The organism is Streptomyces sp. NPDC104309 (assembly GCF_055584025.1).
Genome location: NZ_JBVJMV010000022.1, coordinates 1 through 21,742, shown reverse-complemented (window position 1 = coordinate 21,742; position 21,742 = coordinate 1). Strand labels below are relative to the sequence as shown.

Here is a 21,742-nt window from a genome sequence, read left to right as displayed (position 1 = left end):
GCGGCAGCAGACCTGGGTGCCTGCCGGATCGTCTCCGAGGCAGGCGTCGAGGTCGATGCGCCCGCGTGGCTTTGTCCTGCGGTACGGACTCGACTGATCCGCCGGGCAGTTCGGACAGTGCGGCACGTTCCGTGCCGAAGGCCGTCGAGGCACGGGGCCGGCCGCCGTGGACGAGCCGCCAGGGGGTCCGGGTGCGGGCTGCCTCGCGCGGCCGTGGCGCCTCGGCGGTCGCCAGACGGGCCGGTGCCCGGCCGTGCGCCACCCGCTCCGGAGCGCCGGTTGACGCGATCGGCTAATGGCATTAGCTTTGCGGCTACATTCATTAGCCCGGAGGGTGGACATGACCGAGTTCTTGACGATCGACGGCGGACAGCTCGCGTACGACGTGACCGGCGAGGGCCCGCTGATCGTGCTCGCCCACGGCATGGGCGACAACAGAGCGGCCTACCGCGACATGGCCGCCCGGCTCGTGGCGGCCGGATGGCGGGTCGCCTGCGTGGACCAGCGCGGTCACGGCGAGTCCAGCACCGGCTGGGCGTCCTTCACCCGCACCGACGCGGCGGCCGACCTCCTCGCCGTGATCCGGCACCTGGGCGGCCCTGCCGTGATCGTGGGCCACTCCTTCGCCGGGGGCGCCGCCACCATCGCGGCGGCCCAGGAGCCCGAACTGGTCAGCGCCGTCGTCGAGATCAGCCCGTTCACCCGCGCGCAGAAGATCAGCCCGCGCGCTCTGCTGTCCCATGCCCGCTACCGCAAAGGCATGGGCCTGCTGATGGGCGCCGGCCTGCTGCGCAGCGTCGGGCTGTGGAAGCGCTACCTCGACCACGCCTACCCGGGCGTCAAGCCCACGGGTCACGCCGACCATGTCGCCGCTCTGGAGGCCGACCTGCGCAGGCCGGGCCGGATGGCCGTCGTCAGCAGGATGGGCATGTCCGCTCCCACGGACGCCGGTGCGTGTCTCGGTGCCATCCGGTGCCCCGCTCTGGTCATCGAGGGCACGCTCGACCCCGACTGGGCCGACCCCGGGGCCGAGGGCGAGGGCATCGTGGCCGAGATGCCCGCAGGGCTCGGCCGTCTCGTGATGATCGAGGGGGCCGGTCACTACGCGCACGTCCAGTTCCCGGACGAGGTCGCCGCAGCCGTCCTGGCCTTCCTCAAGGTCGGCGCGCGTGGCTAGGGCGGCGCTCACCACGGATGCCGTCGTCGACGTCGCACTGCTGGCCATCGACGAGAAGGGCCCCGCCGCCCTGACCCTGTCGGCGGTGGCCGACCGGGCGGGCGTCGCCACCCCGTCCCTGTACAAGCACGTGCGCAACCTGGCCGAGCTGCGCGACCTCATGTCGGCACGCATCATGAACGAGATCGCGGACCAGGTCGGCGAGGCCGTGCTGGGCCGCTCAGCCGACGAGGCGATCCGCGCGCTCATGGTGGCCTGGCGGCACTACGCGCTGCGCCACCCGCACCGCTACTCGGCGCTCATCCAGACGCCCGAGCCGCACACGGCCGAGGCCGGGGGGCGACTGATCAACATCATGCTCGCCACCTTCCGCGCCTATGGAATGGCCGACTCGGCGGCGATCCACGCGGCCCGCTGCCTGCGAGCGACCGTCCACGGCTTCGCGGTTCTGGAGGCCGAGGGCGCCTTCGGCCTGCCGGAGAAACTGGACGAGAGCTACGACCTGCTGATCCACATGATGATCACGGGCCTGCGCACACCTCGCTGATCAGCCCGTGATGTCGAGGCGCGGGCGGGCGGCCGGTCCGGAGCGTCTGCGCGCCGGGCCGACGAACCCCACTCGGTTCGATGAGGGCAAGAGAATCACCGAGGACAGGAGAACGGTTCCCACGCCGGACCCGGCCGCCCCGCGGCGCTCACGACGTCTCCCCGTTCGTCGCCGACTCCTCCGCGATCCGCTCGTGATGGCGGATGACCTCCGCCACGATGAAGTTCAGCAGCTTCTCCGCGAAGGCCGGATCCAGACGCGCGCTCTCCGCCAGCTGCCTCAGCCGGGCGATCTGCCGGCTCTCGCGGGCCGGGTCGGCCGGGGGCAGCTGGTGGGCGGCCTTGAGGTGGCCGACCTGCTGGGTGCACTTGAAGCGCTCGGCGAGCATATGGACGACTGCGGCGTCAATGTTGTCGATGCTCTCGCGCAGCCGGTTCAGTTCCGCGCTCACGGACTCGTCGATGTCCCTCGTGGTCATGGTCAGCGAGCTTACGGCCTCAGAGGGCCGGGCCCGCGGGCGCGATCGTCGGTGGGTGCTCCGGGTCCGGGACCTGGTCGCTCCAGCCGCCCGGGACGCTGCGGCCCTGCTGCTCGCGGAAGCGGACCGGGGCGGCGCCGACCCGGCGGGCGAACAGACGGGAGAAGTACGCCGGATCGTCGTACCCCACGCGTCGGGCGACCGCGGCGACCGGCAGGTCCGTGGCGGCGAGGAGTTCCTTGGCACGGCCGAGCCGGATGCCGAGGAGGTAGTCCTTGGGACTGCAGCCCGCGCCTCGCCGCACCGCCGTGCGCAGCTCGGCGGGGGTCATGCCGTGCCGGGCCGCGTGCTCGGCGACGGACAGCGGCTGGAACGCGTCGCGGGCGAGGGCCTGCAGGACCGGGTCGCCGTCGTGGCTGACGTCGGCGCGGGCCCGGCGCAGGGCGACGAGGAGTTCGTGGACGGCGGCGCCGGTCTCGACCTCCAGCAGCGGATTGCCGCGCCGCGCCGCCCGCACCATCCGCCCCACCGCGGCACGCGGGCCCGCCGTGTCGGCGAGCGGGACGAGCGGGCGGTCGGGCTCGATGTAGCCGAGTTCGGTGTACGTGGCGGTGGCGGGGCCGGTGAAGTCCACGAAGCTCTCGTCCCAGCCGGTGGCGGGGTCGGCCCCGTAGTGGTGCGGGGTGCCGGGGGTCAGCCAGATCAGGCTGGGCGCGACGACGGGCACCCGGCGGCCGTCGGAGCCGCTGAACCAGCCGCTTCCGGAGTTGATGACGACGGCCACATGGTGGTCCAGAGTGCGCGGGCCGACCGGCGGCAGGGCACCGTGCTGCAGTCCCACGCCCAGACAGACGAGGCCCAGCCGGTGGTGGAGCGGGCTGGGAGTGAAGAAGCGCATCCAGGTGTGGTACATCGGCCTTCCTTCCTCCCCTTCATCCATTGGTCCGAACAATTGTGTCCAAACAGCAGTGATCTTTGTCCATGGACCGGCCGCACGCCAGGGGGCGAAGCTGGGTTGCAACATTCCTCCCGGGTCCGCCCGTTTCCGTGGTGCGCGCCGTCGTGCGGTCCGTCGGGGACGCGCGGCCCGGCGGACCGCACGCACAGGAGAGTACGAGCACGATGGCTGACTTCACCGTGGGGGACGACCACTTCCGGCTCGACGGGAAGCCCGTACGGCTGCTGTCGGGCGCCCTGCACTATTTCCGGGTCCACGAGGCACAGTGGGACCACCGGCTGTCGATGCTGCGCGCCATGGGACTCAACTGTGTCGAGACGTATGTGCCGTGGAATCTCCATGAGCCGCGGCCCGGCCGGTTCCGGGACGTGGCGGCGCTGGGCCGGTTCCTGGACGCGGCGCAGCGGGCCGGGCTGTGGGCGATCGTCCGCCCGGGACCGTACATCTGCGCCGAGTGGGAGAACGGCGGTCTGCCGGCCTGGGTGACGGGGCGCTTCGGCCGACGGGTGCGGAGCCGTGACGAGGCGTATCTGGCTGCCGTGGAGCGGTGGTTCACGGCGCTGCTGCCGCAGGTGGTGCAGCGGCAGATCGGGCGCGGCGGCCCGGTGATCATGGTCCAGGCGGAGAACGAGTACGGGAGTTACGGCACCGACCGGGTCTATCTCCGGCGGGTGGCCGGGATGCTGCGGGAGCGCGGGGTGACCGTGCCGCTGTTCACCTCCGACGGGCCGGAGGACCACATGCTCACGGGCGGCTCCGTGCCGGGGCTGCTCGCCACGGCGAACTTCGGATCGGGCGCGCGGGAGGCGTTCGAGGTGCTGCGCCGCCATCAGCCCAGGGGCCCGTTGATGTGCATGGAGTTCTGGTGCGGGTGGTTCGAGCACTGGGGTGCCGAGCCGGTCGTACGGGATCCGGCCCAGGCCGCCGACGCGCTGCGGGAGATCCTGGAGTGCGGGGCCTCGGTGAACATCTACATGGCGCACGGCGGGACGAACTTCGCCGGATGGGCGGGGGCCAATCGGTCCGGTCCGCTGCAGGACCAGGATTTTCTGCCGACGGTGACGTCGTACGACTATGACGCGCCGATCGACGAGTACGGCCGCCCCACGGAGAAGTTCTGGCTGTTCCGCGAGGTGCTCGCCGAGTACGCGGACGGGCCGCTTCCGGAGCTTCCGCCCGAGCCTGCCCCGCCGGTCGTTCCGGTGCGGGCGGAGCTGACGGACCATGCGACGCTGGCCGCCGTGCTGGAGGCACTGGGCGACGAGGAGTCGGCGCCGTCCGGCGTTCCGCCGACCTTCGAGGAGCTGGGTGTCGACCGGGGCCTGGTGCGCTACCAGGTCGCGGTGCCCGGTCCGCGCCGTCCGTACACCCTGGGCGTCGCAGGACTCCGGGACCGGGCCGTGGTGTACGTGAACGGTGTCCGGAAGGGTGTGCTGAGCGAGGAGAACGGCACGCTGGACGAGCCGGTGGCCGGGCCCGCGGAGGTCGAACTGTGGGTGGAGTCGCTGGGGCGCGTCAACTACGGGCCACGGCTCGGTGAGCCCAAGGGGATCACGGGCGGGGTACTGCACGAACGGCAGTTCCTGCACGGTGTACGGGCACGGGCGCTGCGGCTGGAGGCGTTCGAGGAGCCGGACGCGCTGGCCGGACTGGCCTTCGGGAGCGTCGACGGCACCGAGCAAGCCGGGCGTACCGGACTGTTCCGGGGGACGTTCGAGGTCGCGGCGGTGGACGTCATCGGCCACGCGGGGCTCGAACTGCCGGACTGGACGCGCGGGTTCGTCTGGGTGAACGGCTTCTGCCTGGGGCGCTACTGGTCCACGGGCCCGCAGCGGACGCTGTACGTCCCGGGTCCGGTGCTGCGGGAGGGCGCCAACGAGGTGCGGGTGCTGGAGCTGGAGGGCGCCGGCGCGCCGTATGTCGAGCTGGGCCCGGGGGTGCCCGTCCGGACGGGCACCCCCGGGGAGGTCCGGGTGTGAGTCAGGCATCGGCCGCGGCGGGCGCCCGACCCGGGGCCGGGATCAGAGCGTGGCCGCCGCGGACGCGATGTTGGCGGCGAACGTCGAAACCTCGCTGTACACACCCGGGTAGCCGGGCTCGGCGCAGCCCTGGCCCCAGCTGACGATGCCCACCTGGATCCAGGCTCCGGCGTTGTCCTTACGGAACATGGGGCCGCCGGAGTCGCCCTGGCAGGTGTCCACGCCGCCCGTGTCGATCAGGCCGGCGCAGATCTCCTCACCGGGGATGAGATCGCTGCCGTACGCGGCCTGGCACTGGGCGTCGGAGACGAACGGCACGGTCGCCTTGAGGAGATAGCGCTGCTGGGCGCCGCCCTCGGAGGCCGCGCCCCAGCCCGCGATGGTGAAGGTGCCGTTGTTGTACGTGGTGTTGGTGGCGATCTTCAGGGTCGGCAGATCGATGGGCTTGGCGAGCTTGATCAGCGCCCAGTCCTTGCCCGCACCGTTGTAGCCGGGGGCCTGGAGGACCTTGGTGGACTTGACCTTGACCGCGCTGGACGACTGCAGGTCGACGACCCCGGCGGTGGCGGTGATGGACGTGTTGTTGCCCGAGCCGTCCACGCAGTGCGCGGCGGTGAGGACGATGTCCTTGGCGTAGAGAGCACCGCCACAGCCCATCGAGAGCCGGACCATGAACGGGAATTCACCCTGGGCGGCGCGGGTTCCGCCGACGACCGGGGCGGGGGCCGCAAAGGCTCCGGCGGGCTGGAGACTGACGGCCGCGAGGACCACGGCGGCTATGACGGAGCATCTCTTCACGGCACGCAGAAGCTGCTTCAACGGACTGCCTTCTTTCGTGGGGGGTTCTTGTGGGGGGTGCATGTGCCCTCGCCGGGCCCGACCACGGATGGAGACACCCGATGGTCATGTTCCCGACAATGACACGATTCGGATTATCGGGAAATGATCAGGGTCCCCACAAGATTCACCTTTCGGCCAAGATCACTTTGCCGACCGGTCCATGGCGGGCGACGCCGCCCCATGGACCGGTCGGCCTCAATTCCGTTGCGGCTACAGTGGAGACCGGCCGAGCGTCACGGACGGGGGTGGGAACGTGACGGACGACAGCCGGGGCGGCGCGAGTCCGGTGGTCCACGGATTCCCGCATCTCGACACCGTCCGGTCCGCGATCACGGCCCTGTACCGGAGGCTGTCGTACGACGGCGTGCGCGGTTACGCCACGAGCCTCGCGCCCGCCGATGTCGCCTTCTGCGACCAGGACGATCTGTATCTCGGCGCCCAGCGGGTGGCGCGGTCCATGGTCCGGCACCTGCATCTGCCGGACGCCCGGATGATCGTCGGCTTCCGGACGATGGAACACGCCGCCGGTGTCGAACTCGCCGCGGGGCCCGAGTACTTCATCGAGCTCAACGACCGCTTCCGCACCCATCGCAGGGACATCGGCGCCGCGCTCTCGCACGAGGTCACGCACGTGCTGCTGCACCGCCTCGGCCTGGAGTTCCCCACCACGCCCGACAACGAGATCCTCACCGACACCGTGACGACCTACCTGGGCGCGGGCTGGCTGCTGCTGGACGCCTTCCGCGAGGACGCCGTCTCCAGCCAGAAGCTCGGCTATCTCACCCCGGAGGAGTTCGGATACGTCCTCGCCAAGAGGGCGTTCGCCTTCGACGAGGATCCCTCCCCGTGGTTCACGAGCCCGCAGGCGTACACGGCCTACACGCAGGGCCGCGCCCAGGCCCTCCGCGACACCCGGCAGCCTCCTCTCACGGCCGCCGGGTGGGCGGGCCGTCGCCGTTACGCCAGGGACCGGCGGTACGCCCGGGACCATCCGGGCGCCGAGGCGGCCCGGGGCCCCGGCACCCCGTACGCCTTCGAGAACGGCCCGCAGGGACTGCGGGTCTCCTTCGGCTGCCCTACCTGCCACCAGCGCATCCGCGTTCCGGTACGCGGCCGGGTGCGGGCCCGGTGCGGGTTGTGCCGGACGGTCCTGGACTGCGACACCTGAACGACCACCGCGCGGGCGGCGGCGGCGCGGCACGGGGCGGACGCGACGCTCAGGAAGCGTCCGGAAGAGACCGTCGTCCGTCCCCCGTGAGGGGTGGGGCGGGCGGTCCGGCAAGGGGTCCGACGAGTGGGCAGTGGGTGCCGGTGTAGATGGTCGGCATGCACTTGTTGCAGTGGATGCACAAGGACCGCACCTCGCGGTCCTCGGCCATGCGGTTCACCAGGTCGGGTTCGCGCAGGAGCGCGCGGGCCATGGCCACGTACTCGAAGCCCTCCGCCATGGCCTGTTCGACGGTCGCCCGGCGGGTGATGCCGCCGAGCAGGATCAACGGAAGGCTCAGCGCGGCCCTGAACTGGCGGGCCGAGGGCAGCAGAAACGCCTCTTCATAGGGGTACGCGTGCAGGAATCGGCCGCCGGCCAGGCGTATTCCCAGACGCATCGGCTGGGGGAAGACAGCGGCGAACTCGGAGAGCGGTGCGTCTCCGCGGAACAGATACATCGGGTTGAGCAGGGAGCTGCCGGCGGTCAGTTCGAGGGCGTCGACCGTTCCTTCCTCCTGGAGCCGGCGGGCGACCTGGAGGCTCTCGTCGAGCCAGAAGCCGCCGGGCACTCCGTCGTCCATGTTGAGTTTGGCGGTGACGGCGATCGTGTCGCCGACCTCGTCGCGAACGGCGCGGGCGATACCGAGGGCGACCTTGGCGCGGTTGGCGAGGCTGCCCCCGTAGGCGTCGTCGCGGTGGTTGATGCGGCGGCTGAGGAATGAACTGGCCAGGTAGTTGTGGCCGAAGTGCATCTCGACCGCGTCGAATCCGGACTCGACGGCGATCCGGGCGGCGGCGGCATGGGCACGGGTGACGCGGGCGATGTCCTCGGAGGTGGCCGCCCGGGTCATCCGCATGCCGAGCGGGCTCAGGAACCGGCCGGGGGCCAGGGCCGGGAGCCGGTTGGAACGGGCGTCGGCGACCGGACCCGCGTGACCGATCTGGGCACTGACGGCCGCACCCTCACGGTGCACGGCATCAGTGAGCCTGCGCAGCCCCGGCACGGCTTCGCGGCGCATCCAGATCTGGTGGCGCTCGGTGCGGCCCTCGGGGGAGACGGCGCAGTACGCGACGGTGGTCATGCCCACGCCGCCCGCAGCGGGCCGACGGTGGTAGGCGATCAGTTCGTCGGTGACCAGGCCCTTGGGGGTCACGCCTTCGAAGGTGGCGGACTTGATGATGCGGTTGCGGAGGGTGAGGGGGCCCAGTCGGGCGGGAGCGAAGGGGTCCGGTGGGGTGAGGGCGGAGCCGGGGTGGAGTTCGGGGGTCCTGCCGGTCTCTTCACCGCTTGCGGTCATCGCACATCTCCTTGTCGGCGATGCGGGGCAGGCTGCCGCCTCCCACCTAACAAATGTTTGGCGGAAAGGTAGCCGATTCACCCATGAGTGTCTCCACCTCGCACACCGACAAGGAAATCCGCCCAGGCCATGGCGTCGAACCGCCGTGGCCACCGACCGCACACCCACGGATCGGTCCTGACCCGCGAGGCCATCGCCCCCAAGGACACCTGGAACCGCACGGTCGGGCGAGAGGGCGCAGTGGTGACCGAACGAATCCGGTCACCACGTCACCACGTGTCGTCCGTACCGCTACGCGGCCCTGCGGCCACGCCCCGCCGCGCCGCCGCGCCCGGCACCGCCGCCACGGCCGCCACCGGCGGCCGCACCTCGCGCCGAACCACCCGAAGCGCCGGAGGTGCCCGAACCGGCACCTCGCACGGAACCGCCCCTGCCCGCACCGGCACCCGCGCCCCGCGCGGAGCCGCCCGTCGCGCGGCCCTCACCGCCGCCCTGCCCGGCACCACCGCGGCGGCCACGGCCACGGCTGCCCGAGCGGAGGCCGGGACCGCCCGCCGCGGCCCCGCCCGACCGCGTGCGCTGCTTCGGCGGGGTCGGCTGCGGGACCTCGATGACGACCGCGACGCCGGAGGGCTCGCGGGCCCCGGTGATCCGGGTGAGTTCGTCGTCGCTGGACGTGATCCGGGTGGTCCGCGGGGCGATGCCCGCGTCGGCCATCAGCCGGGTCATCTCCCGCTTCTCCTCGGGCAGCACCAGAGTGACGACGCTGCCGGACTCCCCGGCACGCGCCGTGCGCCCGCCGCGGTGGAGGTAGTCCTTGTGGTCGGTCGGCGGGTCCACGTTCACGACCAGGTCGAGGTCGTCCACATGGATGCCACGCGCCGCCACGTTCGTCGCGACGAGCGCGGTGACCTGGCCGTTCTTGAACTGGTCCAGCGTCCGGTTGCGCTGCGGCTGCGAGCGCCCGCCGTGCAGGGCGGCAGCCCGTACACCGCTGGCCAGCAGCCGCTTGGCGAAGCGGTCGGCGGCACGCTTGGTGTCCACGAACATGATCACCCGGCCGTCACGGGCGGCGATCCGGGTGGCGACGGCCTTCTTGTCGGTCTCGTCGGCCACGTGCAGCACATGGTGCTCCATGGTGGTGACGGCGCCGGCGGACGGGTCGACCGAATGCACGACGGGGTCGGTCAGGAACATCTTGACCAGCCGGTCGATGTTCTTGTCGAGCGTCGCGGAGAACAGCATCCGCTGGCCGTCCGGCTCGACCTGCTTGAGCAGGGCGACGACCTGCGGCATGAAGCCCATGTCCGCCATCTGGTCGGCCTCGTCGAGGACGGTGATGGCGACCTGGTCGAGGCGGCAGTCGCCGCGCTCGATGAGGTCCTTCAGGCGGCCCGGCGTGGCGACGAGCACCTCGGCGCCCCGGCGCAGCGTGCCGGACTGCTTGCTGATCGACATGCCGCCGACGACGGTGGCCAGGCGCAGGTTCACCGCCGTCGCGTACGGCGTCAGCGCGTCGGTGACCTGCTGGGCGAGCTCGCGGGTCGGGACGAGGACCAGCGCGAGCGGGGCGCGCGGCTCGGCGCGCCGTCCGCCGGTCCGGGCCAGCAGCGCGAGGCCGAAGGCGAGGGTCTTGCCGGAGCCGGTACGGCCGCGGCCGAGGATGTCCCGGCCGGCGAGCGAGTTCGGCAGGGTGGCGCCCTGGATCGGGAACGGGTCGGTGACGCCCTGCGCGGCAAGGGTCTTCAGCAGGGCTGCGGGCATGTCCAGCTCGGCGAACGCCTCGACGGCGGGCAGTGCGGGGGTCATGGTTTCCGGCAGGGCGAATTCACCCTGCGGCGGCGTGGCCCTGCGACGGGGCGACGCCTTGCCGGATCCCTTGCCGGAACCCTTTGCGGTTGCCTTTGCCGGGGCCGAGCCGCGCCCCCTCGACGGGCGGTTGCGGGCGGGTCGGTCCTGGCGTTCGGAGCGGGTCATACGGAATTGCCCTCCTGGGGGATTCCTGAGGAGTCCTAGGGATTCCTGGGAACTGCTTGGGACTGCTTGGGACTGCTTGGGGACCTCTGCGGGACGGCGCTCTTCTCCGCCATGTCCCGGGACAGCACAAGCCGGGACCCGCACCTTCACGGTGCGGGCCCCGGCTGCGAGGTACGCGTCCTGGCAATTAGGCCGGGACGATGTTCTCCGCCTGCGGGCCCTTCTGGCCCTGCGTGACGTCGAAGGAGACCTTCTGGCCCTCCTGGAGCTCACGGAAGCCCGAGGTGGCGATGTTGGAGTAGTGGGCGAAGACGTCGGCGCCGCCGCCGTCCTGCTCGATGAAGCCGAAGCCCTTTTCCGAGTTGAACCACTTCACGGTTCCAGTAGCCATGTCATTCTCCTAAAAGAGGTGCAGTGCCGGAAATCCGCACTTTACGAATTTCAAGTCGCCGCATTGAGCCCCATCCGGAGAAAGCCGGAAAACAATAATGCGCCTGAGGAAGCATTCCCGTCAGGCGCACATAAAGTTCATGGGTACCAAAACTGCAACACGGCAACCGTAGCACGTTCTGCCGTCCCTTGGTGGGAACACGCCGCGCGCCGGTCGGCGGATTCCTGGCCGGGCCCTTGGGGTAACTGGCCCGGGGCGTACTCGAAACGCCGTCGAAGAATCGTTCTGCGAGCGGTGTCGTGGCTGCTCGGCGCCCGTACCGGGCCGCGTCGGGGCCGTGCTGGGGGCCGAGCAGGAGTGTCAGAGCCGTTCGATGATCGTCACGTTCGCCTGACCGCCGCCCTCGCACATGGTCTGGAGGCCGTAGCGGCCGCCGGTGCGCTCGAGTTCGTGCAGCAATGTCGTCATCAATTTTGTGCCGGTTGCGCCGAGCGGGTGACCCAGGGCGATGGCGCCGCCGTTGACGTTGACCTTCTCCGGGTCGGCTCCGGTTTCTTTCAGCCAGGCCAGGACGACCGGCGCGAATGCCTCGTTGATCTCGACCAGGTCGATGTCGTCGATGGTCATTCCGGTCTTTTTGAGCGCGTACGCGGTGGCGGGGATCGGTGCCGACAGCATGCGGATCGGGTCCTCGCCGCGCACCGAGAGGTGGTGGATACGGGCGCGCGGGGTGAGGCCGTGCTCGGCCACGGCGCGCTCGGAGGCGATGAGCATGGCGGCGGCCCCGTCGGAGACCTGTGAGGAGCAGGCGGCGGTGATCGTGCCGCCCTCCAGGACCGGTTTCAGCCCTGCCATCTTCTCCAGGGTGGTGTCGCGGCGCGGCCCCTCGTCGGTGGTGACGTCACCGTAGGCAACGGCCTCGCGCGCGAAGCGGCCCTCGTCGATGGCGCGGATGGCGCGCTGGTGGGAGCGCAGGGCGAACTCCTCCATGTCCCGGCGGCTGATGCCCCATTTCTCGGCGATCAGCTGGGCGCCGTGGAACTGGTTGACCGGCGCGTCGCCGTACCGGGCGCGCCAGCCCTCGCTGCCGGCGTACGGGCCGTCCGTCAGGCCGAGGGGTTCCGCGGCCTGACGGGAGGCGAAGGCGATCGGGATCTGCGTCATGTTCTGGGTTCCGCCCGCGACGACCAGGTCCTGGGTGCCGGAGAGGACGCCCTGGGCGGCGAAGTGCACGGCCTGCTGCGAGGAGCCGCACTGGCGGTCGACGGTGACGCCGGGGACCTCCTCGGGCAGTCCGGCCGCCAGCCAGCAGGTGCGGGCGATGTCTCCGGCCTGCGGCCCGACGGTGTCGAGGCAGCCGAAGACCACGTCCTCGACGGCCGCCGGGTCGATCCCCGTCCGTTCGACGAGGGCCTTGATGACGTGGGCGCCGAGGTCGGCGGGGTGGACCGCGCCGAGTCCTCCTTTGCGCCGGCCGACCGGGGTGCGTACCGCTTCGACTATGTATGCCTCGGCCATGACTGCTGCTCCTTGGGTGGGTTCAGGTGTCCAGGGCGATGCCGTCCAGGACCATCGAGAGGTACTGGCGGGCGATCTCCTCGGGGCTGTGCTGTCCGCCGGGCCGGTACCAGGACGCCGCGACCCAGACGGTGTCGCGGACGAAGCGGTAGGTGAGGCGGATGTCGAGGTCGGCGCGGAAGGACTTGTCGGTGACTCCGCGTTCCAGCGTGCCGAGCCAGGCCCTCTCGAACTTCTGCTGGGAGTCGGCGAGGTACTGGAAGCGCGGCTGGGTGGCCAGGTGCTTGGACTCCTTCTGGTAGATGGCGACGGCGGCGCGGTGCCGGTCGATCTCCCGGAAGGACTCGGTGACGAGGGCCTCGATGGTCTCCCGGGGTCCGAGTCCGGCGGCGAGCACCGCGTCGTACCCCTCCCAGAGTTCGGTGAGGAAGGTCGAGAGGATCTCGTCGATCATCGACTCTTTGGAATCGAAGTGGTAGTAGAGACTGCCCGCGAGCATCCCGGCCGCGTCCGCGATCCTGCGGACGGTGGTGGCGTTGTATCCCTGCGCGGCGAACACTTCGGCGGCGGTGTCGAGCAGTTCGCGGCGGCGCTCGGGCGAGGGGGTCACCTGGGGCTTCTTCTTGGTAGGCACCCGCCCATTCTCCGCCCGCCGGACGGCCCCGCGGACGCCGCGGCGGGCGCCCGCTCAGGCATGCCGGCTGCTGACGGAGACGACTTCGCCCGTCATGTACGAGGAGTAGCCGCTGGCGAGGAAGACGATGACGTTGGCGATCTCCCACGGCTCGGCGTAGCGGCCGAAGGCCTCCTTCGCGGTCAGTTCGTCGAGGAGTTCCGCGGAGGTGACCTTCACCAGGTGCGGGTGCATGGCGAGGCTGGGGGCGACGGCGTTGACGCGCACCCCGTACTCGGCGGCCTCGACGGCGGCGCACCGGGTGAGGGCCATGACGCCCGCCTTGGCGGCGGCGTAGTGGGCCTGGCCGCTCTGGGCGCGCCAGCCGATGACGGAGGCGTTGTTGACGACGATGCCGCCCCGGCCGGCCGCCTTGAGCGAGCGCAGGGCGGCCCGGGTGCAGCGGAAGGTGCCGTTCAGGGTGACGTCGAGGACCTTGGTCCACTGTTCGTCGGTCATCTCGGTGAGCTCGGCGGTGCCGCCGAGGCCCGCGTTGTTGACGACGATGTCGAGGCCGCCGTGGGTCTCTTCGGCGAGCGAGAAGAGCGCCTGGACCTGGGTCTCGTCGGTGACGTCGCAGGGCAGTGCGGCAACGCGGTCGGCGCCGAACTCCTCGGCGAACGCCTGCTCGGTCTCCTTCAGCCGCCGGGCGTGCGCGTCGCCGATGACGACGCGGGCGCCCTCCTCAAGGAACTTGCGGGCGGTGGCGCCGCCGATTCCGGCGCCCGCGGCAGCGGTGAGGACGGCGCTGCGGCCGGCCAGCAGCCCGTGCCCGGGTACGTACTGCGGTGCGCTCATGCCTGTGCCTCCTCGATCCCGGCTCGCGGAGCCTCGACGGTGGTCATGCCGGTACGTTAACCTACCAAACACTTGTTAGGGAAGGATGAGCCGATGCCCACTGCCCACGACACATCTGCCGACCAGTCCCCAGCCGATCCCGTGCTGTACGAGCGCCGGGGTCCGGTCGCGCACATCACGCTGAACCGCCCCCGCTACCGCAACGCGCAGAACTCGGCCATGACCTACGCCCTGGACGCGGCGTTCTACCGGGCCGCCGAGGACTCCGAGGTCAAGGTGGTCGTGCTGGCCGGCGCCGGGGAGCACTTCTCGGCGGGCCACGACATCGGCACGCCCGGCCGCGACGCGCATCTGCCCTTCGAGCGCCGGGCCGGTCTGTGGTGGGACCACTCCGACAAGTCCGGCGCGGAGAGCCGTTTCGCCCGTGAGTCGGAGGTCTATCTCGGCATGTGCAGGCGCTGGCGCGAGCTGCCGAAGCCGGTCGTCGCCTCGGTGCAGGGGGCCTGTGTGGCCGGCGGGCTGATGCTCGCCTGGATCTGCGACCTGATCGTGGCGAGCGAGGACGCCTTCTTCGCCGATCCGGTGGTCCGGATGGGCATTCCCGGCGTCGAGTACTTCGCACACCCATGGGTGATGCCGCCCCGGATCGCGAAGGAGTTCCTGTACACGGGCGACCGGATGAGCGCGCGCAGGGCGTACGAGGTCGGCATGGTGAACAAGGTGGTGGAGCGCGGCGAACTGGCCGACCGCACCCATGAGCTGGCACTGCGGATAGCGCAGATGCCGCGGCTGGGACTGGCCCTGACCAAGCGCGCGGTCAACCAGGCCGAGGACCTTCAGGGGCTGCACACCGGCCTGGACTCGGTCTTCGGACTGCACCATCTCGCCCACGCGCACAACGCGGAGACGGCGGCGGACCCGCTGGGCGGCATGGACATCGCCTCGATGAAGAAGGCGGACACGTGATGGATCTGTCGTACACGGCCGAGGAGGAGGAGTTCCGGGCCGAGGCGCGTCAGTGGCTGCGGGCCAACGTCCCCGCGGAGCCGCTGCCCTCCCTGGAGACCGCCGAGGGCTTCGCCGCGCACCGGGAGTGGGAGGCACGGCTCCACTCGGACCGCTGGTCGGTGGTCTCCTGGCCGCCCGAGTACGGCGGGCGGGGCGCCGACATCTTCCGGTGGCTGATCTTCGAGGAGGAGTACTACGCGGCGGGCGGACCCGGCCGGGTCTCGCAGAACGGCATCAACCTCCTCGCCCCGACGCTCTTCGACCACGCCACGGACGAGCAGCGGGCCCGGGTCCTGCCGTCGATGGCGAGCGGCGAGGTGATCTGGGCCCAGGCCTGGTCCGAACCGGAGTCGGGCTCGGACCTGGCGTCGCTGCGCTCGCGGGCGGTGCGCACGGAGGGCGGCTGGCTGCTCTCGGGACAGAAGACCTGGTCCTCGCGGGCCGCGTTCGCGGACCGGGCGTTCGGCATCTTCCGTACGGACCCGGAGGCCGCGAAGCCGCATCACGGGCTGTCGTATCTGATGTTCGACCTGTCGGCGCCGGGGGTGTCCGTCCGGCCGATCGGGCGGCTCGACGGCAAGCCCGCCTTCGCCGAGCTGTTCCTGGACGAGGTGTTCGTACCGGACGCGGACATCATCGGGGAACCCGGGCAGGGCTGGCGCATCGCGATGTCGACGACGGGCAACGAGCGCGGGCTGACGCTCCGCTCCCCCGGCCGCTTCCTGGCCTCCGCCGACCGGCTGGCCGAGTTGTGGCGCAGCCACGGCGACCCGTCGGACACGGCGCTGCGGGACCGGGTGGCGGACGCGGTGATCGGGGCGCGCGCGTATCAGCTCTTCACCGGCGCGAACGCGTCGCGCTTCACGGCCGGCGCGACCATCGGCGCGGAGTCCAGCCTGAACAAGGTGTTCTGGTCCGAGTACGACATCGCGTTGCACGAGACCGCGCTCGACCTGCTGGGCGCGGACGGCGAACTCGCCGACGGGGAGTGGGCCGAGGGGTATGTCTTCTCCCTCGCCGGCCCCATCTACGCCGGTACGAACGAGATCCAGCGCGACATCATCGCCGAGCGGCTGCTCGGCCTGCCGAAGGGACGGCGCTGATGCGTTTCCTCCTCGACGACGAGCAGCGGGAGTTCGCCCGTTCGCTGGACGCGATGCTGACGGCCTCGGACACCCCCGCGGTGATACGCGCCTGGGCCGCCGGGGAGCACGGGCCGGGCCGGACCGTGTGGGAGCGGCTGGCGCAGGCGGGGGTGTTCGCCCTGGCGATACCCGAGGCGTACGAAGGCGTCGGGCCGTTGCCGGTCGAACTGGCCGTCGCCTTCACCGAGTTGGGGCGGCATGCGGTACCGGGGCCGGTCGTGGAGACCGTCGCGGCCGGGGTGCTGCTGGACGGTGTGGGCGGCGCGGTCGCCAAGGAGTGGCTGCCGCGGCTGGCGTCCGGCGCGGCGTCGGCGACGCTCCGGATGGACGGGTACGGGCCCTATGCGCTGGACGCGGATGCCGTGGACGCCGTGTTCACGGTGACCGGCGACGCGTTGCGGCTCGCCCCCGGGTCCGGGGCGCTCGGCGTGTCGTCCGACCCGGCCCGCCGGCTGTGGCGCCCCGAGCCGGGTGGGGAGTTGCTGGCATCCGGCCCTCGGGTGGCAGAGGCGGCGGCGCGGGCCGCCCGATGGGCGGCGTTCGCGACGGCCGCCCAGGCGCTCGGCACCGGCGAGGCGCTGCTGCGGGCCACGGTCGGCTATGTGAAGCAGCGCACCCAGTTCGGTACGGCCATCGGCTCCTTCCAGGCGGTCAAGCACCGGCTCGCCGACACATTGATCGCGCTGGAGTTCGCCCGTCCGCTGCTGTACGGGGCGGCACTCGCGCTCGCCGAGGGGGCGCCGAACGCCGGTGCGGAGGTGGCGGCGGCCAAGGTGACGGCGGGCGAGGCGGGATACGCGGCGGCGCGGACGGCACTGCAGTTGCACGGCGCGGTGGGGTACACCCAGGAGCTGGATCTGTCGCTGTGGCTGCGCAAGGCGCGACCGCTGCGGGACGCGTGGGGGACGCCGGGGGCTTGCCGCGCGCGGGTGCTGGCAGGAAGAAGCCGGCTCGGGGCCTGAGGGGTGGGATCTGGTTCGGGTCAGCGGATGGCGCGAATCATCACGGTGAGGAGGGGGAGGCCGGGGACGGCCGGCTCTGGCCGATGTCCTCGTACCCCCACGACTCGTAGAGCACGTGGACCTTTCCGTCGCCAGCGCCCGGTTGACCATGAGCGTGACGTAAGGCTCGTCGCGTGTGGCGAGGAGGGCGTCGTGGATGCGGGCCTTGGCCCCTGATAGGCCGGCAGGTTTTCCCATCCCGCCGAGAAGGTCGGCCAGCCGCCGCATGCGCGTCTCGGTGGTGGCCTGGTCGACGAGGCAGGGGGAGTGCGCGAGCAGCACGTACGCGATCTCCCCACCACCTGGGGAGGTGCCGGGCCAGGTTCAGACGGCCAGCGATGCGGGGGGCTGCGGTCAGCATCGCGTGGTCTTGAAGCATGACCGAATGACCTTCCCGAACGGGACACGCTCCTCGACACCCCAACCGTCAGAGAGGACGTCTACCAGCATCAGCCCACGCCCCGAAGCGTCGGTTCCCGCCGGCGTCCGGGCCTGCGGTCGCTCCTCGCGGCTGTCGTGAACCTCCAGCCGTACGGCCCCGTCCTCGACGGCGATCCGCACCAGGAAACCGTGGCCGCGTCTGGTCCCGTGCAACAGCGCATTCGTCGCCAGCTCCGAAACGCACAGCCGTACGTTCTCCAGGGGAAGGGCCGTGGAGCGGGCGAAGAGGTAGAGGCCGCGTCGTCGCTTCCCTCGACGCTGGGGTGATCGACAGGAAGCACGGTCATCAAGGTGTGGGGTCGAGGCAGCCGGCTGGTGTCCGTCGGCGGGTCGTAGTGCGGAACAACGAAGAGACCACCCATCCGGCCGGGGTGGTCTCTTCGTTCCAGGGCCTGTCCGACGGGTCGCGTCACCGACCCCGCACCCGCCAGCACTGTCACCCGAATGGCGCCACATGACGTGCCACCCACATGGTTGACGATCAAGCTGACTAGTGCCCCAACCGAGGTAATCCGTGAAAGGGGAACCAAATGCGCATTCGACGAATCCTCGCCGCCGTCATCGCCACGGCAGCCCTCGCCGGACTCAGCCTCACAGGCGCCGCCACCGCCACCGCACAGAATGCCCCAACCTACGTCACCCCTTCTCAGTGCAGGGAGGGCGGCGGAGAGCCCCGGATCGACTTGCCGGGCAACCCCTGCGTGGGCGGTACATACGACGGCCAGAAGGTCGACTAAACCCCACAAGGCGCCCCGCGGCCACGCGCCGCGGGGCGCTCCCGCGCGAGCGTAGCCGGGAGAGTCGCAGGGACTGTGCCGACCCGTCGGGCATGCCAGGTCCGAGTCGGCCCGGAAGTACGCGGCGGGCGGGGGCTCCCGCCCGCCGTCGCGCCGAGCGCAGCGAGCTGCCAAGGCTTGCGCGGCCGTAGGCCGCGGCCCTCGCGGAGTACCTCGGGCACTCCGATCCGGGGCTGACGCTGAAGGCGTACGCGCACCTCATGCCAAGCAGCCGGGAGCGGGCCCGAAGGCTCTCGGGCAGGCTCTCCGCCCACAAGATCACACGGGCTGAGGCTCCAGGGAGGTCCCAGACCGTGAAAATGCCCCTGATCCGCACCGAAAGCACAGATCAGGGGCGTGATCACGAAAGCTGCGTCTTCCTGCCCCGGGTCGGGCGTGCCTGTGCGGGCCGAGCACGATGCGCTGGCTCAGTCGACAAGAGGAATCACTTCCGGCTGCTGCCGTCCACGATGACCGGGGTGCCGTTGCCGGAGCCGCAGGGCACGGCGTAGACCGGGTTCTCCTTGGCCGCTTCCCTGTACGCGTCGATGCACTGGTTCATCAGAACCTTGTCGGTCAGAGAGTCGTTGAGGATCTTGTTGGCGCGGGCGGTGCCCTCGGCCTCGATCTTGCGGCGCTTGGCCTCCTCTTCCGCCGTGCGGGTTGCCTCGGTGGCCCGCTCGGTGGCCTCCTTTTGCTGGATCTTGCGGTCGATCTGCTTCTGGAGGGCGTCCGAAGGCTTGACGTTGCGCAGGTTCACGGCGGTGATGTCGATACCGCGGGGAGCGAGTCGCTCCTTGATCAACGCGTCGATCTCCGCGTTGATCTTTTCTCGGGCCGAGGCGTATCCCTGCTCGCTGGTGTAGCGCGCGAAGACGTTCCGGACGATCTCCCGGCTGTCCGGGAAGACCAGTCGCTGCTGAATGGCGTCCTCGCTCCCTGCCAGCCGATACAGCTCCCCCGCCTTGTTCGGTACGACCGCCCACTTCACGGTCACCTCCACGTACATCACACCCCCCTGGGAAGACCGCACCTCGACGACGTCCTTGTCGGAGAGGTTGAGGTCGACCGGACGGGTCGAGAACCGCGTGACATCGGTGAACGGCGCCTTCAGATGCATCCCGGACGTCATCGGCGCACCCACCTTGCCGAACGTCACCGGCACGCCGACCTCGTAGGCGCTGACCACGTACACAGTGCTGGCGATGCCACAGAACACGCTGCCGAGCAGTGCGACGCCGGCACCCAGCCGAAGCCGGGACGAGCTTTGGGCACGGCCGACGAAGTACATCACCACGGCGGCGAGAACGAGCAGGCATGACAGTACGAGCACGGTGACTCCCCCCTGAGAGACCCTCAGCGGTGCCCCTCGGCACCGCTCGCCAGTGGAGGATAGGGCATCCGAAGTGCGAAGAGATCAGCGGGCGTTCGCAAGCGGCGCCATTGCTACAGCGTCGGCCTGCGTGCTGTTGTTCAGCACGTACGTCGTCATCCTTCCCGACCACGTCGTCGGCTCGGGTCTGGGCGACATCGACACAAGGAGGAGCCCTCGGCGAGCTAATGGTGCGCTTGTAGTGCGCGCACTGCCTACCGGTCTAGGCAACAAAGAACCCCGGGGCTCTGACCTGGGGGTTTCGGATGGAGCGGGTGACGAGAATCGAACTCGCGCTCCGAGCTTGGGAAGCTGCGGACATTCGCGGCTCGATCGGCCCATGACCTGCGCGAACAGCAGTGGCGCGACCTTGTCGGGCTAGGCTCCTTTCACCGTGATTCCCCGCTGTTCCCCGCGCAATCTGGTGCGGTTGTGGTGCGCTGGAGGACGTTTCCGCCACTGTGATGGAACCGCCTTCCGGCTCTGAGCGAGTCGGAGCCGGGCCATCCAGAGGGCGCTCGCGACGAGCAACACCGATCCTGCAATAGGTTCAGCCCTCGAATGCCCGTCGTGGTGGGCGTAGCACAACGGGCCATCGGGGCGATTCCTGAAAAGCCCCGGGCATGGCGAACCGTCATGAGATCGGGAAGGCGCTATCTCCTGATGTCGAGGAGGCTCATCCTCAGGTCAGAAAGGATCTCCATGCTTGCGTCACTCAAGCGCAGGACTGTTCTCGCCGCCGTCGGCCTCTGCGCCACCGCAGGCGTCCTGGCGAGTGCCCCCACCGCCTCGGCCTCGACCGGCAACTGGGGCTGGCCGCAGATGTCTGGCCCAGTCCACCACGGGAGGACAGCTTTCACCACGTTCGGAATGCAGTGTCTGACGGCGGCCGGGTGCACCGCCCAGCCCGGTACAACGCTCACGTTCTCGCCTTCGGCAGGTGCGAGGGTCATCAACCCCAACAACGTGACCTTCCCCTTCATCAAGAGCGACGGCACGGAGGTCGGCACCTGTGCCACCAATGTGGCTGGCTGGATCCAGTGCACTCTGTCGTCACCCGTGAGCGTCGCCTACCTCGATAGGCTGATCGCTAACGCCAACGGCCAGGGAATCTTGCTCGATGTTCCCTATGCCCTCGAACGGGGCACCGTGGTGGGCGAGTTCCGCTGGTACGACCCGAACGGGATGTCGGACACCTACCCACCCACTGAGAAGATCAACTACGTGGTGGAATGATCCGACCGCCGCTGGGCTCCGAGAGCGTAAGCAGACAGGTCCACATCTAAAGCCTGGTCTCTTCAGAACCATCTCCGGTTCGGAAGAGACCAGGCCATCTGGGCTTCCCGGGGGCACTTGATCTGATGGGTCCGTTGGGAGAGGCCTTCCCCCGGCTACGGACTCGCAGGGAGCCGCCTCCCCTGCCCACCACTCACCCCAGCTTCCATCCCGTACGCCGTCGACCCACACACCGTGGAGCGGGCGTGGTCCATGGCGTCCAGGTGGAGCGCGCCACTGTACGAACGACCTGGACGCCGTGGGCCTCGTCTGCTCCGCGTTGATGTCAGACGTGGATGTCACGGACCTAGTAGGGCTTGGTCAGGTTGGTGCGAGTGCTGGTATGTCGCGGTGGCAGGTGGGGCAGGCGCCGGTCCAGGCTGCGAGCAGTAGCTGCAGTTCGCGGACGACTTGGTAGAGGCTCAGGCCGGCGCCGTGTCTTTTGGGGCTCTGGCCAGTCGCTGCAGGGTGCAGAAGGCGTGGGCGACGGAGACGAGTGTGACGTGGTGGTGCCAGCCGGTCCAGGTCCGGCCCTCGAAGTGGGCCAGACCGAGGGCCTGTTTCATCTCCCGGTAGTCGTGCTCGATGCGCCACCGGAGCTTGGCAAGCCGGACCAGCCTGGTCAGCGGGGTGTCTGTGGGCAGGTCGGACAGCCAGAACTGGACTGGTTCCGGTTCGGTGGCGGGCCACTCGGCCAGCAGCCAGCACTCCGGCAGCTGCGGCCCCTGGACCGTCTGCCGGATCTCGCGCCCGGCAGGACGGATCCGCAAGGCCACAAACCGTGAATACATCCGTTTGAAGCCACCGCGGCCGGTGCTGGGCCGGGAGCCCTCACGCCATTGCACCGGCTTCGCTGCCTTCCGGCCCGCCGCGATGACCAG

21 protein-coding genes and 2 pseudogenes are annotated in these 21,742 nt (G+C 70.4%); 10 read left to right on the top strand and 13 right to left on the bottom strand.

Annotated elements, in window-relative coordinates; translation table 11 throughout:
• The first annotated feature begins 340 nt into the window (after positions 1 to 340).
• Both ACZ68L_RS28235 and ACZ68L_RS28230 read left to right on the top strand, forming a co-directional pair.
• Positions 341 to 1,177 (top strand): alpha/beta fold hydrolase, encoded by an 837-nt coding sequence (locus ACZ68L_RS28235; protein ID WP_469581987.1) that lies wholly within the window; start codon positions 341 to 343, stop codon positions 1,175 to 1,177.
• Entirely contained in the window at positions 1,170 to 1,724 is a 555-nt protein-coding gene (locus tag ACZ68L_RS28230) for a TetR/AcrR family transcriptional regulator (RefSeq protein WP_469581984.1), read from the top strand. The genes ACZ68L_RS28235 and ACZ68L_RS28230 overlap by 8 nt, the downstream gene beginning before the upstream one ends.
• 148 nt (positions 1,725 to 1,872) lie before the next feature.
• Here the strand turns inward: ACZ68L_RS28230 and ACZ68L_RS28225 are convergent, their stop codons facing one another.
• Both ACZ68L_RS28225 and ACZ68L_RS28220 read right to left on the bottom strand, forming a co-directional pair.
• Positions 1,873 to 2,202, bottom strand: coding sequence for a chorismate mutase (locus ACZ68L_RS28225; protein WP_469581982.1), 330 nt, complete (start codon positions 2,200 to 2,202; stop codon positions 1,873 to 1,875).
• A gap of 19 nt (positions 2,203 to 2,221) precedes the next feature.
• The gene (locus ACZ68L_RS28220; RefSeq protein WP_469581980.1) at positions 2,222 to 3,115 is read right to left on the bottom strand and encodes a helix-turn-helix domain-containing protein; all 894 of its coding nucleotides are present in this window, start codon (positions 3,113 to 3,115) and stop codon (positions 2,222 to 2,224) included.
• 209 nt (positions 3,116 to 3,324) lie between these two features.
• On the opposite strand from ACZ68L_RS28220, the gene ACZ68L_RS28215 reads away from it, so the two are divergent.
• A complete protein-coding gene (locus ACZ68L_RS28215; protein WP_469581977.1) occupies positions 3,325 to 5,139 on the top strand; it encodes a glycoside hydrolase family 35 protein in 1,815 nt (604 codons plus the stop codon).
• Positions 5,140 to 5,181: 42 nt separating this feature from the next.
• Here ACZ68L_RS28215 and ACZ68L_RS28210 read toward each other — a convergent pair whose 3' ends face one another.
• Complete coding sequence (locus tag ACZ68L_RS28210) at positions 5,182 to 5,958, bottom strand: S1 family peptidase (protein WP_469581973.1); 777 nt, start codon at positions 5,956 to 5,958, stop codon at positions 5,182 to 5,184.
• Between the two features lie 274 nt (positions 5,959 to 6,232).
• On the opposite strand from ACZ68L_RS28210, the gene ACZ68L_RS28205 reads away from it, so the two are divergent.
• Entirely contained in the window at positions 6,233 to 7,147 is a 915-nt protein-coding gene (locus ACZ68L_RS28205) for a hypothetical protein (RefSeq protein WP_469581970.1), read from the top strand.
• Between the two features lie 49 nt (positions 7,148 to 7,196).
• Here ACZ68L_RS28205 and ACZ68L_RS28200 read toward each other — a convergent pair whose 3' ends face one another.
• The 6 genes from ACZ68L_RS28200 to ACZ68L_RS28175 form a co-directional block, all read right to left on the bottom strand.
• The gene (locus tag ACZ68L_RS28200; RefSeq protein WP_469581967.1) at positions 7,197 to 8,486 is read right to left on the bottom strand and encodes an NADH:flavin oxidoreductase; all 1,290 of its coding nucleotides are present in this window, start codon (positions 8,484 to 8,486) and stop codon (positions 7,197 to 7,199) included.
• A gap of 291 nt (positions 8,487 to 8,777) precedes the next feature.
• Positions 8,778 to 10,463 carry a DEAD/DEAH box helicase gene (locus tag ACZ68L_RS28195; protein ID WP_469581964.1) on the bottom strand — a complete coding sequence of 562 codons (1,686 nt, stop codon included), beginning with the start codon at positions 10,461 to 10,463 and terminating at the stop codon, positions 8,778 to 8,780.
• Positions 10,464 to 10,650: 187 nt separating this feature from the next.
• Positions 10,651 to 10,854: a cold-shock protein gene (locus ACZ68L_RS28190; RefSeq protein ID WP_003969786.1), complete on the bottom strand. Its 204-nt coding sequence runs from the start codon at positions 10,852 to 10,854 to the stop codon at positions 10,651 to 10,653.
• Positions 10,855 to 11,214: 360 nt separating this feature from the next.
• The gene (locus tag ACZ68L_RS28185; protein ID WP_469581960.1) at positions 11,215 to 12,372 is read right to left on the bottom strand and encodes an acetyl-CoA C-acetyltransferase; all 1,158 of its coding nucleotides are present in this window, start codon (positions 12,370 to 12,372) and stop codon (positions 11,215 to 11,217) included.
• Positions 12,373 to 12,394: 22 nt separating this feature from the next.
• Complete coding sequence (locus ACZ68L_RS28180; RefSeq protein ID WP_469581957.1) at positions 12,395 to 13,006, bottom strand: TetR/AcrR family transcriptional regulator; 612 nt, start codon at positions 13,004 to 13,006, stop codon at positions 12,395 to 12,397.
• Between the two features lie 54 nt (positions 13,007 to 13,060).
• Positions 13,061 to 13,843: an SDR family oxidoreductase gene (locus ACZ68L_RS28175; RefSeq protein WP_469581953.1), complete on the bottom strand. Its 783-nt coding sequence runs from the start codon at positions 13,841 to 13,843 to the stop codon at positions 13,061 to 13,063.
• A 93-nt stretch (positions 13,844 to 13,936) separates the two neighbouring features.
• Here ACZ68L_RS28175 and ACZ68L_RS28170 point away from each other — a divergent pair, with 93 nt between their 5' ends.
• Genes ACZ68L_RS28170 through ACZ68L_RS28160 form a run of 3 tightly spaced genes read left to right on the top strand, consistent with a single transcriptional unit; the run spans position 13,937 to position 16,958 of the window.
• Complete coding sequence (locus ACZ68L_RS28170) at positions 13,937 to 14,809, top strand: enoyl-CoA hydratase (RefSeq protein ID WP_469581950.1); 873 nt, start codon at positions 13,937 to 13,939, stop codon at positions 14,807 to 14,809.
• On the top strand, positions 14,809 to 15,954 hold the full coding sequence (locus tag ACZ68L_RS28165; RefSeq protein ID WP_469581945.1) for an acyl-CoA dehydrogenase family protein: 1,146 nt from the start codon (positions 14,809 to 14,811) through the stop codon (positions 15,952 to 15,954). Before ACZ68L_RS28170 ends, ACZ68L_RS28165 begins: the two co-directional genes overlap by 1 nt.
• Entirely contained in the window at positions 15,954 to 16,958 is a 1,005-nt protein-coding gene (locus ACZ68L_RS28160; protein WP_469581942.1) for an acyl-CoA dehydrogenase family protein, read from the top strand. Before ACZ68L_RS28165 ends, ACZ68L_RS28160 begins: the two co-directional genes overlap by 1 nt.
• Before the next feature lie 20 nt (positions 16,959 to 16,978).
• Here the strand turns inward: ACZ68L_RS28160 and ACZ68L_RS28155 are convergent.
• Together ACZ68L_RS28155 and ACZ68L_RS28150 are read right to left on the bottom strand one after the other, a co-directional pair.
• Positions 16,979 to 17,174 (bottom strand): annotated as a pseudogene (locus ACZ68L_RS28155) (GNAT family N-acetyltransferase); the annotation flags it as partial.
• 177 nt (positions 17,175 to 17,351) lie between these two features.
• Positions 17,352 to 17,894: an ATP-binding protein gene (locus ACZ68L_RS28150; protein WP_469581939.1), complete on the bottom strand. Its 543-nt coding sequence runs from the start codon at positions 17,892 to 17,894 to the stop codon at positions 17,352 to 17,354.
• Between the two features lie 74 nt (positions 17,895 to 17,968).
• Here ACZ68L_RS28150 and ACZ68L_RS28145 point away from each other — a divergent pair, with 74 nt between their 5' ends.
• On the top strand, positions 17,969 to 18,175 hold the full coding sequence (locus ACZ68L_RS28145; protein ID WP_469581936.1) for a hypothetical protein: 207 nt from the start codon (positions 17,969 to 17,971) through the stop codon (positions 18,173 to 18,175).
• 197 nt (positions 18,176 to 18,372) lie between these two features.
• A pseudogene (locus tag ACZ68L_RS28140) lies at positions 18,373 to 18,465 on the top strand (tyrosine-type recombinase/integrase); the annotation flags it as partial.
• A gap of 194 nt (positions 18,466 to 18,659) precedes the next feature.
• Here the strand turns inward: ACZ68L_RS28140 and ACZ68L_RS28135 are convergent.
• Positions 18,660 to 19,547 carry a prohibitin family protein gene (locus tag ACZ68L_RS28135; RefSeq protein WP_469581932.1) on the bottom strand — a complete coding sequence of 296 codons (888 nt, stop codon included), beginning with the start codon at positions 19,545 to 19,547 and terminating at the stop codon, positions 18,660 to 18,662.
• A gap of 741 nt (positions 19,548 to 20,288) precedes the next feature.
• On the opposite strand from ACZ68L_RS28135, the gene ACZ68L_RS28130 reads away from it, so the two are divergent.
• Complete coding sequence (locus ACZ68L_RS28130) at positions 20,289 to 20,822, top strand: hypothetical protein (protein WP_469581929.1); 534 nt, start codon at positions 20,289 to 20,291, stop codon at positions 20,820 to 20,822.
• 461 nt (positions 20,823 to 21,283) lie between these two features.
• Here the strand turns inward: ACZ68L_RS28130 and ACZ68L_RS28125 are convergent.
• Positions 21,284 to 21,742: transposase (locus tag ACZ68L_RS28125; RefSeq protein ID WP_469581925.1), on the bottom strand; the 459-nt coding region annotated here is incomplete at its 5' end.